This window comes from Paraburkholderia sp. WC7.3g (genome assembly GCF_050436345.1).
Lineage (GTDB): Bacteria > Pseudomonadota > Gammaproteobacteria > Burkholderiales > Burkholderiaceae > Paraburkholderia > Paraburkholderia podalyriae.
This window is the reverse complement of record NZ_JBNDMA010000002.1, coordinates 1,520,975-1,536,639: the sequence shown is the minus strand read 5'-3', so window position 1 is coordinate 1,536,639 and position 15,665 is coordinate 1,520,975. Positions and strand designations below refer to the sequence as shown.

The 15,665-nt window shown below is 64.0% G+C and carries 13 protein-coding genes and 1 pseudogene; 8 read left to right on the top strand and 6 right to left on the bottom strand.

The genetic code is table 11. The features are described from left to right. Positions 1-5 precede the first annotated feature (5 nt). Positions 6-1,757: an ABC transporter permease gene (locus OKW43_RS18575; RefSeq protein WP_429448975.1), complete on the bottom strand. Its 1,752-nt coding sequence runs from the start codon at positions 1,755-1,757 to the stop codon at positions 6-8. Positions 1,758-2,540: 783 nt separating this feature from the next. Between OKW43_RS18575 and OKW43_RS18570 the strand changes: the two genes are divergently transcribed. Then, positions 2,541-4,232: a sensor domain-containing diguanylate cyclase gene (locus OKW43_RS18570; protein ID WP_429448973.1), complete on the top strand. Its 1,692-nt coding sequence runs from the start codon at positions 2,541-2,543 to the stop codon at positions 4,230-4,232. Between the two features lie 155 nt (positions 4,233-4,387). Then, positions 4,388-4,654 carry a hypothetical protein gene (locus OKW43_RS18565; protein WP_187635125.1) on the top strand — a complete coding sequence of 89 codons (267 nt, stop codon included), beginning with the start codon at positions 4,388-4,390 and terminating at the stop codon, positions 4,652-4,654. Between the two features lie 76 nt (positions 4,655-4,730). Here the strand turns inward: OKW43_RS18565 and OKW43_RS18560 are convergent, their stop codons facing one another. Beyond that, complete coding sequence (locus tag OKW43_RS18560; RefSeq protein ID WP_187635126.1) at positions 4,731-6,047, bottom strand: ATP-binding protein; 1,317 nt, start codon at positions 6,045-6,047, stop codon at positions 4,731-4,733. Continuing rightward, positions 6,031-6,756, bottom strand: coding sequence for a response regulator (locus OKW43_RS18555; RefSeq protein ID WP_008918153.1), 726 nt, complete (start codon positions 6,754-6,756; stop codon positions 6,031-6,033). Before OKW43_RS18555 ends, OKW43_RS18560 begins: the two co-directional genes overlap by 17 nt. A 218-nt stretch (positions 6,757-6,974) precedes the next feature. On the opposite strand from OKW43_RS18555, the gene OKW43_RS18550 reads away from it, so the two are divergent. Next, on the top strand, positions 6,975-7,508 hold the full coding sequence (locus OKW43_RS18550) for a periplasmic heavy metal sensor (protein ID WP_429448969.1): 534 nt from the start codon (positions 6,975-6,977) through the stop codon (positions 7,506-7,508). Positions 7,509-7,647: 139 nt separating this feature from the next. Here the strand turns inward: OKW43_RS18550 and OKW43_RS18545 are convergent, their stop codons facing one another. Then, complete coding sequence (locus OKW43_RS18545; protein ID WP_187635128.1) at positions 7,648-8,358, bottom strand: pirin family protein; 711 nt, start codon at positions 8,356-8,358, stop codon at positions 7,648-7,650. 476 nt (positions 8,359-8,834) lie between these two features. Here OKW43_RS18545 and OKW43_RS18540 point away from each other — a divergent pair. The 5 genes and pseudogenes from OKW43_RS18540 to OKW43_RS18520 all read left to right on the top strand — a co-directional run. After that, a pseudogene (locus OKW43_RS18540) lies at positions 8,835-8,936 on the top strand (ABC transporter substrate-binding protein); the annotation flags it as partial. Between the two features lie 280 nt (positions 8,937-9,216). Continuing rightward, positions 9,217-9,906, top strand: a complete 690-nt coding sequence (locus OKW43_RS18535) for an ABC transporter permease (protein ID WP_187635129.1) — start codon at positions 9,217-9,219, stop codon at positions 9,904-9,906. Continuing rightward, the gene (locus OKW43_RS18530) at positions 9,903-10,616 is read left to right on the top strand and encodes an ABC transporter permease (protein WP_187635130.1); all 714 of its coding nucleotides are present in this window, start codon (positions 9,903-9,905) and stop codon (positions 10,614-10,616) included. The genes OKW43_RS18535 and OKW43_RS18530 overlap by 4 nt, the downstream gene beginning before the upstream one ends. A gap of 39 nt (positions 10,617-10,655) precedes the next feature. Continuing rightward, positions 10,656-11,435, top strand: a complete 780-nt coding sequence (locus tag OKW43_RS18525; protein ID WP_187635131.1) for an ABC transporter ATP-binding protein — start codon at positions 10,656-10,658, stop codon at positions 11,433-11,435. A gap of 615 nt (positions 11,436-12,050) precedes the next feature. Further along, positions 12,051-13,208 carry a porin gene (locus OKW43_RS18520; RefSeq protein WP_187635132.1) on the top strand — a complete coding sequence of 386 codons (1,158 nt, stop codon included), beginning with the start codon at positions 12,051-12,053 and terminating at the stop codon, positions 13,206-13,208. Positions 13,209-13,392: 184 nt separating this feature from the next. Here the strand turns inward: OKW43_RS18520 and glnK are convergent, their stop codons facing one another. Together glnK and OKW43_RS18510 are read right to left on the bottom strand one after the other, a co-directional pair. Next, the gene (glnK, locus tag OKW43_RS18515) at positions 13,393-13,731 is read right to left on the bottom strand and encodes a P-II family nitrogen regulator (protein ID WP_013088783.1); all 339 of its coding nucleotides are present in this window, start codon (positions 13,729-13,731) and stop codon (positions 13,393-13,395) included. Between the two features lie 103 nt (positions 13,732-13,834). Further along, positions 13,835-15,535 (bottom strand): NAD+ synthase, encoded by a 1,701-nt coding sequence (locus OKW43_RS18510; protein ID WP_429448965.1) that lies wholly within the window; start codon positions 15,533-15,535, stop codon positions 13,835-13,837. Between the last annotated feature and the right edge of the window lie 130 nt (positions 15,536-15,665).

Below are 15,665 nucleotides of genomic sequence, written 5' to 3'. Positions count from 1 at the left end.
ATTTCTCAATCTAGACGGAGCTTGCCTTCGGCGTAGGCGTACATCGGACGCCACAGCAGACGGTTGAACAGGGTCACGAACAGGGACATCACGGCGATGCCGACGATGATCTTCGGATAGTCGCCCGCCGCGGTGGTCTGCGCGATATAGGCGCCGAGGCCATGCGCGGCGACCTTGGTATCGCCCCACTGCACGAACTCTGCAACGATGCTCGCGTTCCACGCGCCGCCCGACGCGGTGATCGCGCCGGTCACGTAATACGGAAAAATGCCCGGCAGCATCGCCTGACGCCACCACTGCCAGCCGCGAATGTGGAAATTCTTGGCCGCCTCGCGGTAGTCGTTCGGATACGAGCTTGCCCCGGCGATCACGTTGAACAGGATATACCACTGCGTGCCGAGCACGATCAGCGGCGACAGCCAGATGTCCGGATTCAGATGGAAGCGCACGATCGCGATCACGAACACGGGGAACAGCAGGTTCGCCGGGAACGCGGCGAGGAACTGCGCGAGCGGCTGGACCTTTTCGGCAAGCGCCGGGCGCAGGCCGATCAGCACGCCGACCGGCACCCAGATCACGGAAGCGATCGCGATCAGCACGACCACGCGCAACAGCGTGATCAGGCCGAGCACGAACACGTGGCCGATCTCGTCGAGCGACACGCCGGTGCGCACATACAGGAACACGCGATACACCACGTACACCGTGGCGACCAGTACGATCGTCGCCCAGATGATGTCGCCGATCCTGGCGTTCTTCTCGCGCTGCGGGATCTGAAAGCGCGCCGCGCTGAGCGCCGGCAGCTGAAAGCGCACGCGAGCCGCGCGCGCGAACATCCAGCCGAGCGGCACGAGCAGCCGGTGAATCAGCCGCGTGCGGCGGATCAGGTCGAGCAGCCACGATTCAGGCGCGTCGCCCGAGCTCGTGGTCTCCATGCGGAACTTGTCGGCCCATGCGACGAGCGGACGGAACAGCAACTGGTCATAGGCGAGGATCACGACCGTCATCGCGAGGATCACCCAGCCGATCGCGTGCAGGTTCTTGTCGCTGATCGCCTGCGCAAGATAGGCACCGATGCCCGGCAGCGTAATCGTGTGATTGCCGACCGTGATCGCTTCCGAAGCCACGACGAAGAACCAGCCGCCCGACATCGACATCATCATGTTCCAGATCAGGCCCGGCATCGAGAACGGTACTTCGAGTTTCCAGAAGCGCTGCCATGAAGTCAGATGAAAGCCGCGCGACACTTCATCGAGATCGCGCGGCACCGTGCGCAGCGACTGATAGAAGCTGAACGTCATGTTCCACGCCTGGCTCGTGAAGATCGCGAAGATCGCGGCTAGCTCGGCGCCGAGCACGCGACCCGGGAACATCGCGAGGAAGAACGTGACCGTAAACGAGATGTAGCCGAGCACCGGCACCGATTGCAGGATGTCGAGAATCGGCACCAGCACGAGACCGGCGCGGCGGCTCTTGGCGGCGAGCGTGCCGTAGCTCAGCGTGAAAAAGAGCGACGCGACCATCGCCGCGAGCATGCGCAGCGTGGTGCGCATCGCGTACTCGGGCAGGTTGGCCGGATCGAGCGAGATCGCCTGTGTCTTGAGCGTCGACATCGGCGCGAGCGTCTCGTGAAAGCCGATCGACGCCATCGCGATCAGGCAGATGATCAGCGGGAACGCGACGAAGTCCCAGCGGTTGGGCAACACGCGCCATGCCGATGCATTGGCGGTGCGCTTCAGGTCGAAGCTGAAATCCATCAGATGCCCTCCCCCTTGAAACAGGCATTCGAACGCTCGAAGGAGGCCGCGGCTGCTCCGCGGCGGTCTATGGGTCGGTCCGGAAAGCGGAAATCAGGCATGGCAAAACGCGCGTGCGTGGTAAATCGTTAGCGTTGGAGACACGTGGAGCCGGCAATCGACGGGTTCGTGGACGCATCGCCCACGACCACAACCATCACGCCGGACTCCTGTCGCCGCGGGCGCCGCCCGAGGGCTGGCGGTCTTTCCTCGTTTTGGACGGCACGACACTACACCATCCTATGTTTCAGGCACAACCTTTCGCCGCAAATTGCGACACGGCATCGCGAGGCCGTGGCGTAAGCCGTCAGCAAGCCCCGGCTCACGTCGTCGCGCCGCGCCCTACCCTGCTCCCGCGTACTTCAGCGTGACACGTCGCGAAGCCGCCAGGCGGCGTGGCGCGCAAGCCACATCGGCGCGTCGCATCGGCGATCATCGCTGAATCGCCCCATCAGGCAGCACAGCTATCAAGAATGCGGCGCGGCTGCCGTTAAGAACCTGATCGGCACGGCATATGCGTGCCGCATCCCAGCAATAACGGTGGCATCGCGCCTCGCGACGGTTAAAATCTGGAAACGACGTACCTGTTTATCAGCGGTTCATCCCGGGCTCTGGCGGCGGCAAAGCGCCCGTCGCTCGCGATGGGACGACACCGCAGCCGACGCAGGTAACGGACACAGCGTCGTGAGCGCGCTGCCACGAACGAGCAAGTTGCATGTCACAGCCAGACGGATCAGAGGGTCGATGAACGGGACAACCTTGCGCCAGATAGCCGGGCCGGTCAGCTTCGTGCTGATCGTAGTGGTTTGCTGGTTCGTGGCTGGCATGGTCGCGGACCGGATGGTACAACAAGAGCTGGACGCGGCGTTGCGCACGCAGCGGCAAATGTCCACGTCGATCGTCGACAACATGGCGCAAGTGATTGCCAGCGACCTCGCGATGTCCCGCGCCATCCCCGCGACCATGTCCGAAATGGACGTGGTCCAGCGTGCCCTGGTGCAATCGCAGAATTATGCCGCGAACAGCGAGGCGGCGGAACCCGCGTTGAGAGCCGCCTTGCTGAAGGATCCGCAGATGGCCGCGGTCAGCAGGTTCCTGCATGAGGCGCAGGGCTTCTCCGGGCTCGATCAGGTCTGGATCGTCAACGCGAACGGGATCTGCGTCGCGTCGAGCAGTACGATGTCGAATCCTGACGCTGCGCAGCAGTCGTTTGTCGGTGTGGACATGCGCGCGCGCGGCTATCTGACCAACGCGTTGCTCGGCGGATTCTCCGAAGCCTACGGCGTCGGTCGCGCGAGCGGCGAGCCGGGCATCTTCATCGCCGCGCCAGTGTACGCGAACGGGCTGCTGGTCGGCGCGGTGGTCGCCAAGGTCGGCATCGCGCGGTTGCGCCACTGGGTCGCGCACGCGGGCACCTTCGTCTCCGACGACAACGGCGTCATCATCATGGCGCACAACAGCACGCTCGAAGGCCACGCGTTGCCGAACTCGCGCGTCACGCAGATGAGCCCCGCCGAGCGGCGCATCGTCTACCGCCGCGATACGTTCCCCGACATGCTGATCCGCGAAGACACGCAAGTGCGTGAGCAGGCGCCGTGGGTGCCGGCGTCGGTCGCCGCGCAGCTATTCGGCATGGTCGAACAGCCTGCCCCAGCGCTCTATCAGAACCGCGGCGGCCTGAACTCGGGGCTCTCCGCGCATCTGGTCGATCCGCTCGCCGCGTGGCCGGAGCTGTTGCGCAATCACAAGCGCGACCATCTGCTGGTGTTCCTGACGCTGGCCGGCACCGTCGCGCTCGCGTGGGTGATCACCGTGTCCTACGTGCGCGAGCGGCGCCACCATCGCGCGACACGCGATCTCGCCGAGCAGTTGCAGTCGGCCAATACGCTGCTGTCGGCGGAGGCACGGCACGATGCGCTGACCGGCGCGCTGTCGCGGCGCTATTTCCTCGACCTGCTACGCCACGCGATCGATCGCGCGCACGCGGGCCACGAGCCGCTGTGCATGGCGATCGCCGATCTCGATCACTTCAAGCAGATCAACGACCGCTTCGGCCACGCCGCCGGGGACCGCGCGCTCGAACATTTCGTCGAGACGTGCCGCGCCGAGCTACGGAGCTCCGACGCGGTCGGCCGGCTCGGCGGCGAGGAGTTCGGCCTGCTGCTGCCGGCCACCGATCTGACGGGCGGGCGCGAAGTCGTCGAGCGTCTGCGGCTGCGGTTGAAAGCGGTGCCCTCGCCGAAGCTGCCGGCCTCGGTGGGGCTGAGCGTGAGCATCGGCATTACCGAGCTGTCGCCCGACGATCTGCCCGAGCGTCTGATGAGCCGCGCCGATACCGCGCTGTACGCGGCGAAGACCGGCGGCCGCGACCGCACCGAAGCACTGCCGCCCGACGATACCGCGCCGCCCACGCGCACGGCGGTGAACGCCTGGTAATTGGCTTGACGTCGCCGAAACACTCAGCGTGCGACGGCATTGCCCCCTCTGCCCCAGCCAACCTACGCCGCAAACGACGCCCGGCGTCCCGCAACGAAGCAGGTATCATCAATCCTGATATCGGGTTGTCACTACCGCACTAACGGGAGATTCGCATGAAGGGAAATCTGGTGATCGTCTGTCGCGATCAGGACGCTGATGCGTTCGACCAACTGCTCGCCGAATACGGCGCGTTCCAGACGCGTCTGTCGTCGACCGCGTGGTATCTGAAACTGGAGGTCGCGCCGGAACTGATTCAGGAGGAAATACTCGCGCGCCTCGGCAAATATACGACGCACTACATTTTCGAGGCGGAAACGGTGACGTGGAATACCGTCGATAGCGAAACCGCGAACGCGTTGAATACGCTGTTCTCGGACTGACCTCTTCCCGCTCCTCTCCCCGCTCGCGATGCCGACGCCTCAAACCCGGATCGCGACTCCAACCCCCCCCTTGCTTCTACCAGGCGTTTTCCGAGGCGGTCGCGACCCGCGGCAGCACTTCGAACGGAAAGCTCATCAGCACCCGCAAACCGCAGCCGCCGTGATTGCCGATTTCCCATTCGCCCCCCGCGCGCCGCACGAGTCGCTCGACGATCGCAAGGCCCAGTCCGCTATGGCCGTTGCCGCCGCGCGCTGGATCGAGGCGCACGAATGGCCGGCTCGCGTTGATCAGATCCTGGGCGGCGATGCCCTTGCCGTTGTCGCTAACCAATAGCGTAAAGCCCTGCGGTGTTCGCGCGGTCGCGACGATCACTGGCGGCGCGCCATACGCATGCGCGTTGTCGAGCAGGTTCGACAGGATCCGGTCGAGCGTGGCCGCGGGCAGCAGAAACGACGGCCCGGCGTTCAGTTCCGTCTGCACGGTCGGCGCGCCGGTGGCCACCGCCCGATAGCTGCGCACGACACGCTCGCACTGCGCATCCACTTCCACGGCTTCGCTGCGGTCCGCGCCGTCGTGCGCGAACAGCAGGAACTGCTCGACGATATGCGTCATCGAATCGACGTCGCGCACGACGCCGTCGCGCGTCTTCGCGTCGTCCATCATCTCGGCGCGCAGCCGCAGACGCGCGAGCGGTGTCTTCAGGTCGTGCGCGACACCGGCCAGCATCACCGCGCGATCGTTCTCGGTACGCGCGACTTCCTGCACCATCTGATTGAAGCCGTGCGTGAGTTGCCGCAACTCGCGCGGCCCGCGCTCGGGCACCGGCGGCACCGGCAGCCCGCGGCCGAAGCGCGCGACCGCCTGCGCGAGCAGGCGCAGCGGCCGCTGCAGCGCCCACGCGGCGAACAGCGCCGCCATCACCGCGAACGAGAAAATAGTGACGAGCCACAAGACCGTGCGGTCGAGCGAGCGCGGCGTGCGCAGCGGCTGCACCGGCACGACGATCCAGTTCTGATCGGTCGCGGCGCGCACCCATAGCGTGGGCGGAGCGCCGGGTGGACCGACGCGCACCTGGGTGTCGGCCGGCATGCGGTCGCGCACGTCGTCGGCGAAACGCGCGAGCGGCGGCGGCATGTTCCTGCTGGCCGCCGGCACGTCGGGGCTTGCCGGGTCGACGAGCTTCACGCGTGATGGCAACGGTTGATCCGGTGTGCGGGCGACGTGCTGACGCACCGCGTCGACGAGAAAAGTCGCTTCCTCGACCGCGTAGCGCGTTTGCAGTTGCGAACGTTCGAGCCGCATCAGCGCATACCACGCGAAATGCGACAGCATCAGCACCGCGACGACGAGCAGCGCGAGCCGCCCGAACAGCGAATCAATGGGCCGACGCATGCTGCTCGCCGTCCGGCACGAACACGTAACCGCGGCCACGCACCGTCTGGATGAAGCGCGGCGTGGATGGATCGGTTTCGAGAATGCGGCGCAGGCGCCACACCTGCACGTCGATGCCGCGGTCGGTGCCGTCGTACTCGGGACCGTGCAGCAGTTCCAGCAGGCGCTCGCGCGTGAGCGTGCGCATGGGGTGATTGACGAAAATCTTCAGCAGCGCGAACTCGCTGCCGGACAGCGTGAGCGGCTTGTCTTCCTGATGCAGCGTGCGCGACTGGAAATCCAGCGTGAAGCGACCGAAGCTGAACGGCTCGCGCTGCTCGGGCGCGGCCGCCGACGGCAGCGTGCGGCGCCGCCGCAGCACCGCCTGCACGCGCGCGAGCAGTTCGCGCGGATTGAACGGCTTGCCGAGGTAGTCGTCCGCGCCGAGTTCGAGCCCGACGATACGGTCGACGTCGTCCGCGCGCGCGGTCAGCATGATGACGGGGATATCGTCGCCCGACGCGCGCAGCTTGCGCAACGCGGTGAGGCCGTCCACGCCGGGCATCATCAGGTCCAGCACGATGAGGTCGGGGCGCTCGCGCTCGAGGCGCCGTTCGAGCGAGCCCGCGTCGTGCAGCACCGAAACTTCGATGCCCTGACGGGCGAGATAGTCGCGCAACAGATCGCGCAGTTCGACGTCGTCGTCGACGACCAGGATTTGAGTAGCCATGGAATGAAGTTTAACGCGCAGCTAAAAGGGATTTCGTTTTCCGAACCGTCTGAAGGGTTACCGGGTGTTACCGTGAAAGGCGCACGTAATTGCTGGTAATGGCGGCGTCCGGGCGCGTAACACAGCGGCGTTGGCGGTTCTCTACGCTGTGGCTTACCGAGTGCAGGCAGTCCCACGACCGGTTGCATCGTCGGCTATTCAATTACAAGGAGCCTCATATGTCCACCAAAAAGATGTCGCGCGTTCTCGCCGTTGCTGCCACCGCTCTGGCCGTCGGCGTGGGCGCCGCTTATGCCGCTCAACCCGCCGAGCATGCGCGCGGCGGTCCCGGCGGCTGGCACGGCCACTTCATGCAGGAACTGACCCAACTCCACGATCAGCTGAAGCTGAACGCGGATCAGGAAAAGCTGTGGCAAAACGCGCTCGATACGATGAAGCAGAACCGCGAAGCGATGCGCGCCAACCACAAGCAGGTTCACGACCAGTTCAAGGCCGCGCAGCAGCAGCCGATCCTCGATCTGAACGCGATGGCCGCGACGCATCAGCAGATCGAGCAGAAGGACGCGCAACTGCGTCAGCAAACCACCGATGCATGGCTCAAGTTCTATAACGGCCTGAACGACCAGCAGAAGACCACCGTCAGCACGGCGCTGAAGCAGCGCTTCGCGCGGATGGAACAGCGCCACGAGAAGATGCGCGAGCGCTGGGAGCATCAGAAGGACGCGGCGTCGGCGCCGGCCGCCAATCAGTAAGCGGCGCGATGCATCCGCGAGGCGCGCCGGGAAGGACGCTTCGCTGATAGAAAAACGCCACGGAAGAAGTTTTCCGTGGCGTTGCTGTTTGGCGCTGCTCGCTGCTTGATCCGCGCGCGGCGCGAATCAACCGCTTGAATCAGCCGTTCAACTGACCGAGGTCGAACAGCAGCACTTCCGCGTCGTCGCCCTGTTCCAGCGTCAGGGTGTCAACATCGCTGAGCTTGGCGGCATCGCCCGCCTCGAGCACCGTGCCGTTCACGCTCAACGTGCCACGCGCAACGTGCACATAGGCGAGGCGCCCCGCCGGCAACGCGAACGTCGCACGTTCGGGGCCGTCGAACAGTCCCGCGTAGATCGACGCGTCGGCATGGATCGTCACCGAATCGTCGCGGCCGTCCGGCGACGCGATCACGAGCAGGCGACCGCGCTTGCTGTCGGCGTCGAAGCGCTTTTCCTCATAGCCGGGCTGATCGCCCGCGCGGCGCGGAATGATCCAGATCTGCAGCAGATGCGCGGGTTCGTCGCGCGACGCGTTGAACTCGCTATGCTGCACGCCCGTGCCCGCGCTCATGCGCTGCACGTCGCCGGGGCGGATCGTCGAGCCGTTGCCCATGCTGTCGCGATGCGCGAGCGCACCTTCGAGCACATAAGTGACGATCTCCATGTCGCGATGGCCATGCGTGCCGAAACCCTGGCCTCCCGCGATGCGGTCTTCATTGATCACGCGCAGTGGCCCGAAGTGCACGTGCTGCGGGTCGCGGTAGTCGGCAAACGAGAAGCTGTGATACGAGTCGAGCCAGCCGTGGTTGGCATGGCCGCGTTCGGCGGAGCGGCGAATCTCGATCATGGAAAGTCTCCCGGTAAGTAGTCAATCATGGCGATGTCGGGAATGTAGGGGCTCCGCGCCCACTTAACAATCGTGCGCGGCCGCACCGGAGCGTTCCATCGATGCATGCAATCGCGCGCACGGCGCAAGCTGCGATCCCGGCGCCCGGAGGCCCGGCGCCCGGCAGCCCGGCGCCCGGCAGCCCGGCGCCCGGCAGCCCGGCGCCCGAAAAACCGCGCCGGCGTCGCGCACGCACAACGCCCTGCACGGCGTCTTGCCGCTCGCTGCCGTCCCACGCTGGCACCTTGCCGCTGTTCGGGTAAAATACCGCGCTTTTCAAGCCGCGTGGACCTCCCGCGGGACGTGCAGGCCGCGCCGGCAAGCCTCGCCGGGCCGGCCGCGACCGGCGCGCGGCGTGCTTCGGCTCCGCGCCACAGCCGTGCGAGGCGCGCCCGACACGTACCGAACGCGCCGGATCAACGCACCGCGTCGGACGAAAGCTCAACCAGGCGCTCGCTGAGGTTCATCAGGACGGCACGTTAAAGAAGCTCGAAAAGCAGTACTTCGACTTCGACTTCGACATTTATTCTGACCGTTGAGCGAAACAGGCAGGATACTGGGTAGCAAGCCGGCGCAGGCCGGCGGCAGTGGCCGTGAAAGAAGCAACGAAGGTGGCGACACCCGGCAGTAGATTCAAAACAATCCGAGACGAAAGTCCCAAAAGCGCGCTGCAGGAGCACCAACGTTTCTGCGGCATGATTTGCACAGCGGCACGCTGTGCGCCGCGCGTCACGGCGAGCCAGGCGCTCGTCCCTGACGCGGCGCAACGCGGGCCGCGTCTTTCGCGGTGCGCGAGAAGCGCATGGTCAAGGACCCCCTATGTTCCTTCAAGGCTACGGCCCGCTGCTTCTCAGCGGCACCTGGCAAACCGTCAAGCTGGCGGTGTTTTCGCTCGTGCTCGCTTTCGTGCTCGGCCTGCTCGGCGCGGCGGCGAAATTGTCGAAGAACCGCCTGTCGATCGGCGTCGGCACCGTGTACACGACGCTCGTGCGCGGCGTGCCCGATCTCGTGCTGATGTTGCTGCTGTTCTATAGCATTCAGATCTGGCTAAACAACTTGACCGACGCGTTCGGCTGGGAGCAGATCGACATCGATCCGTTCGTGGCCGGCGTCGCGGTGCTCGGCTTCATCTACGGCGCGTACTTCACCGAGACGTTCCGCGGCGCGTTTCTCGCGGTGCCGCGCGGCCAGCTCGAAGCGGGCGCAGCCTACGGCATGACGAGCTGGCAGGTGTTCTCGCGCGTGATGTTCCCGCAGATGATGCGCTTCGCGCTGCCGGGCATCGGCAACAACTGGCAGGTGATGGTCAAGGCGACCGCGCTCGTGTCGATCATCGGTCTCGCCGACGTCGTCAAGGCCTCGCAGGACGCCGGCAAGGGCACGCTGCGGTTCTTCTTCTTTACCCTGCTCGCGGGGGCGATCTATCTCGTCATCACCACAGTGTCGAACTTCGTGCTGATGTACCTCGAAAAGCGTTACTCGACCGGCGTGCGAAAGGCGGATCTATGATCGAGATCATTCAGCAATACTGGCGCAACTATCTGTTCACCGACGGCTATCGCTTCACCGGTGTCGCGATCACGTTGTGGCTGCTGGTCGTATCGATCGGCCTGGGCTTCTGTCTGTCGGTGCCGCTCGCGGTCGCGCGCGTGTCGAAGAAGAAATGGCTCGCGAGCCTGGTGTGGCTGTACACGTATATCTTCCGCGGCACGCCGCTCTACGTGCAGCTGCTGCTGTGCTACACGGGTCTCTACAGCCTCGAGATCATCCGCAACAACGAGCTGACCAACGCGTTCTTCCGCGACGGCATGCATTGCACGCTGCTCGCGTTCACGCTGAACACCTGCGCGTACACCACCGAAATCTTCGCGGGCGCGATCAAGGCGACGCCCTACGGCGAGATCGAAGCGGCGCGCGCGTACGGCATGTCGTCGTTCACGCTGTACCGCCGCGTCATTCTGCCGTCGGCGCTGCGCCGCGCACTGCCCTACTACAGCAACGAAGTGATCCTGATGCTGCACGCGACCACCGTCGCGTTCACGGCCACGGTGCCGGACATCCTGAAGATCGCACGCGACGTGAACTCCGCGACGTATCAGTCGTTCAACGCGTTCGGCATCGCCGCGTTGCTGTATCTCTGTATTTCTTTCGCGCTCGTGTGGCTGTTCCGCCGCGCCGAGCGTCGCTGGCTCGCTTACCTGCGGCCGCAAGGCAAGTAACTGCGCGTCCGTGGACAAGCAAGCTCGTTAAGGATCCTGATGAACTCCAAGAAGCAGAAGCTCTTCGTCGACGAGCTTCACAAAAAGTACGGCGACAACGAAGTCCTCAAGGGCGTGTCGCTGAAAGCCAATGCCGGCGACGTGATCAGCGTGATCGGTTCGTCCGGTTCGGGCAAGAGTACGATGCTCCGCTGCATCAACTTTCTCGAACAGCCGAACGCGGGACGCATTTTCGTCGACGGCGAGGAAGTGCGCACGCAGACCGCCAGGGACGGCGCGTTGCGCGTGTCGGACCCGAAGCAGTTGCAGCGCGTGCGCACGAAGCTGTCGATGGTGTTCCAGCACTTCAACCTGTGGTCGCACATGAACGTGCTCGAGAACATCATCGAGGCGCCGGTGCACGTGCTCGGTCTGAAACGCAAGGAAGCCGAGGATCGCGCGCGCGAGTATCTGGAGAAGGTCGGTCTCGCGCCGCGTCTCGAGAAGCAGTATCCGTCGCATCTGTCGGGCGGCCAGCAGCAGCGCGTGGCGATTGCGCGGGCGCTGGCGATGCATCCCGACGTGATGCTGTTCGACGAACCGACCTCCGCGCTCGACCCGGAACTCGTCGGCGAAGTGCTGAAGGTGATGCAGAAGCTCGCGGAGGAAGGCCGCACGATGATCGTCGTCACGCACGAAATGGGTTTCGCGCGCAATGTGTCGAACCATGTGATGTTCCTGCACCAAGGGCGCGTCGAGGAAGAAGGGCATCCCGACGAAGTGTTCCGGAACACCAGGAGCGAACGTCTGAAGCAATTCCTGTCGGGCAGTCTCAAGTAATAAAATTACCCGCGACTTATGATGTGAATGGCATTAAAAATGTAGTCGATGTAGTTTTACAAGGCGCTTACGAGCGCCTTTTCCGTTTTTGCTGCCTCCTTCCTTCGGGCCATTCGGCCCACTGAAAAGCGCCCGAAATCCCACAAAACGGGCCATTCAAGCCGCATTTCCGCCCTAGCCTGTCACTTTTGACTCGTCAATAGTGGCAATCCTTGATACGGCCCGTCGCGAGCCGCGATTCCCTTGCCAGGCAAGGCTTTGCGCGATTTCGTGAGGGACTGCCCCGAGTCTCGGCTCACATTGGTATTGCAATTTGGCGACACCACGTGTGGGCGGTACTAATTTCTTCTCCCAGTCAAAGTTATTTTTGATAAATTGGTAACGAAAGTAGCAAAACAAAGTTGATTAAAAGTAGTTTCACTTCAAAACACAGAGGAGAACCCGGTCGGCGTGGGGATCGGCGTGACGCAAAGATAGCTCGACGCTACGCGTCATGGCAGGAGAATCCCTATCCACCCGCCACTCTCCCTGGTACCGCTTCCTGTTCGGTGCTAATCGCGTCCGAACACCACTCGCAGTACTGGGTTTCTTTTTTGACAGGGTATGGAGGAGAAGATGAAGAAAGCTTTGCTCGCCGCTGCGCTGATGTCGGCCGGCGTTGTTGCCCACGCTCAGAGCAGCGTCACACTGTATGGCCGCCTGGATGCAGGCCTCGAGTACATGTCGGGCGTCCCGACCGGCGCTAATGCGAACGGCGCGGCCAACACCAGCTCGAACCGCTTCAAGGCGGAAAGCGGTGACTGGGGTACCAGCCTGTGGGGCATGAAGGGTGTCGAGGACATCGGCGCCGGCAACAAGATTCTGTTCCAGTTGGAAGGTTCGTTCAACACGATGACGGGCGCGGGTCCTGGCGGCGGCGGTCTCTTCAATCGCTGGGCAACGGTCGGTATTTCGAACAACCAGTACGGTACGTTCACGATGGGCCGCATGCTGTTCATCTCGAACGGCGTGTGGGACTTCGACCCGTTCGGTCAGTCCAACTGGTCGTCGGCATCGCTCGTGCGTGGTCGCAACTGGCCGCAGTCGAGCAACAACTTCGCGTACCAGTCGCCGAAGATCGCAGGCTTTGACTTCTACGGCCAGTACGCGCTGTCGAATGCGACGAACTGGAACGGCAATGGCTCGACCGCACAAGGTCGCGAAGCTGGCGCGCAGATCACCTACACGAGCTCGCTGTTCCAGATCCGCGGTCTGTACGACGAAATCCGCAACCCGGCAAACGGCCAGTTGTGGGGTGGCCCGGTTGCCAACAACGGCATCAATACGGCTAACACGGGCAACGGCGTATTTGCGGCATCGCGCGAATACTCGGCTCTGCTGAACGTGTTCCTCGGCCAGTTCAAGATTCAGGCCGCCTACCAGGCAGTCCGTTCGGCAAGCGCAACGGGCGTTCTGCCCGGTCAGCCGACCACGCTCGATCACGAATGGGGCGGTGTAACGTGGCAGGCAACGCCGGCTGCAGCGCTGATCGCGGCTGTCTACCACGTGAACGGCAACCACGGCGCGGGCAATGCGACGATCTACACGGTCGGCGGTTCGTACAACCTGTCGAAGCGCACGCTGCTCGACCTGCAGGCAGCGACGGTGCGCAACAGCCGTAATGCTAACTTCGGTCTGAACGCGAACAATGCGGGCTTCGCCGCTGCAACGGACAACCCGCTGCAAGGCCGCCAGCAAAGCGGCGTGTACGCAGGTATCCAGCACTCGTTCTAATCGAACCGTGCACCCCGAGGGTCTTTCCCTCGGGGCGTAACACAGAATTCTCCAAGAGAATCTTTTTCACGCTGCTGCGAGAGGCGCGTATCGGTGCAATATCCGCGAGGGTATTGCACCGTTTTTTATTCGGCGCGCGATTTTGAGTCGTTGCGCGCACCAGGCCGGTGCGTGCTTGCGCAGCTTATACCGCTGCTTCGTTCTCTTCGCCGGTACGGATACGGATCACGCGCTCGACGTCCGCGACGAAGATCTTGCCGTCGCCGATCTTGCCGGTACGCGCCGCGCCGATGATCGCGTCGATCACCTGATCGCATTGACTGTCCGCGACCACGACTTCGATCTTCACTTTCGGCAGAAAGTCGACCACGTACTCTGCACCACGATAGAGCTCGGTATGCCCTTTCTGGCGGCCAAAGCCCTTGACCTCGGTAACGGTCAGGCCCGTGAGGCCGACTTCCGCGAGCGCCTCGCGCACTTCGTCGAGTTTGAACGGTTTGATGACTGCGGTGATGCGCTTCATGGCGAACCTCGTCTCTTGATGGGGAAGAGTGGAAAGGAGAAGGATGATTTTTATTCTACGCCGCGCCGGATGCATTGCGGCATCCGCGCGCGCGTATGGTCTTTCACTCGATCGGCTCGGTGTAACGCGACGTGATCGGATAACGCCAGTCGCGGCCGAACGCGCGATGTGTGACGCGAATGCCGATCGGCGCCTGGCGGCGCTTGTACTCGTTGATCTTGATCAGGCGCGTGACGCGCTTCACGTCATCGACCGGATAGCCCGCGGCAACGATCTCCGCGAGCGAACGGTCCTCTTCCATGTACATGCGCATGATCGCGTCGAGTACTTCATATTCGGGCAGGCTGTCCTGATCGGTCTGGTTCTCGCGCAGCTCCGCCGACGGCGCGCGCGTCAGGATGCGCTCGGGAATCACGTCGCGCGTCGCAAACGTGGTGGCCGCGTTGCGATAGCGGCACAGCCGGTACACGAGCGTCTTGGCGATGTCCTTGATGACCGCGAAGCCACCGGCCATGTCACCGTACAGCGTGCAGTAGCCGACCGCCATCTCGCTCTTGTTGCCGGTGGTCAGCACGATCGAGCCGAACTTGTTCGACAGCGCCATCAGCAGCGTGCCGCGAATGCGCGCCTGAATGTTTTCTTCGGTCGCATCTTCGGCGCGGCCCGCGAACTCTTCGGCGAGTGAGCCGCGGAACGCATCGAACATCGGCGCAATCGCGATCTCGTCGTATCGCACGCCGACGCGGCGCGCCATCTCGGCGGCGTCGGTGGCAGAGATGTCGGCGGTGTAACGCGACGGCATCATCACCGCGCGCACCTTGTCGGCACCGAGCGCATCGCACGCCACGGCCAGCACGAGCGCCGAATCGACGCCGCCCGACAGACCGATCAGCGCGCCCGGAAAACCGTTCTTGCCGATGTAGTCGCGCACACCCATCACGAGCGCCGCGTACACCTGCGCTTCGAGCGATTGCTCCGGTGCGAGCGCGGCCGCCAGCGGCGTGCCGTCGTCGAACTCGACGATTGCCGTGGTTTCCTCGAACTGCGCGAGCTTCGCGACCAGTTCGCCCCGCGCGTCGAGCACGAACGAACCGCCGTCGAACACGAGTTCGTCCTGCCCGCCGACCATGTTCACGTAGACCATCGGAATACCGGTCTCGCGAATGCGCGCGCGCAGGATGTCGAAGCGCACCGCTTCCTTGTTGAGGTGATATGGCGAGCCGTTCGGAATCAGCAGCACCTGCGCGCCCGCGGCCTTCGCCATCTGCGCGGCCGACGCATGCCACGCGTCCTCGCAGATCACGACACCGTACTTGACACCGTCGAGTTCGAACACGAACGGCTGCGGGTCGGAGGCGAAGTAGCGCTTCTCGTCGAACACCTCCGTATTCGGCAGATCCTGCTTGCGATAGGTGCCCTTCACTTCGCCGTCGACGATCAGCGACGCCGCGTTGAACGTATCGACCGGCGGCACGCCGCGCTCGATCGGCGCGTTTGCATTACCATGGCCGTGCGCCAGGTTGTCCGACCCGTCGCGCAGCGGATGACCGACGATCACATGCAGGCCAGTGAACGGCTTCAACTGCGCGGCGAGATCGGCCAACGCGGCCGCGCTCGCGGTATAGAACGCGGGGCGCAGCAGCAGGTCTTCGGGCGGATAACCCGACAGCGCGAGTTCAGGCGCGACCAGCAGCTTCGCACCATCGCTGTGCGCGGCGCGCGCGGCCGCCACGATCTTCGCGACGTTGCCGGCGAAGTCGCCGACGGTGACATTGATTTGAGCAAGAGCGATTCGGGTCTTCATGGCAGGATCGACAGGCAAGCCTTCACGGCTCGCGGTACCGCGGCTCGATGGCTCGACGGAATTGGACAACCGGATAAACGAACTTAACGAACGATGTGGCCGCTTCAGCTTCACAGCGCCGCGCCGCTCA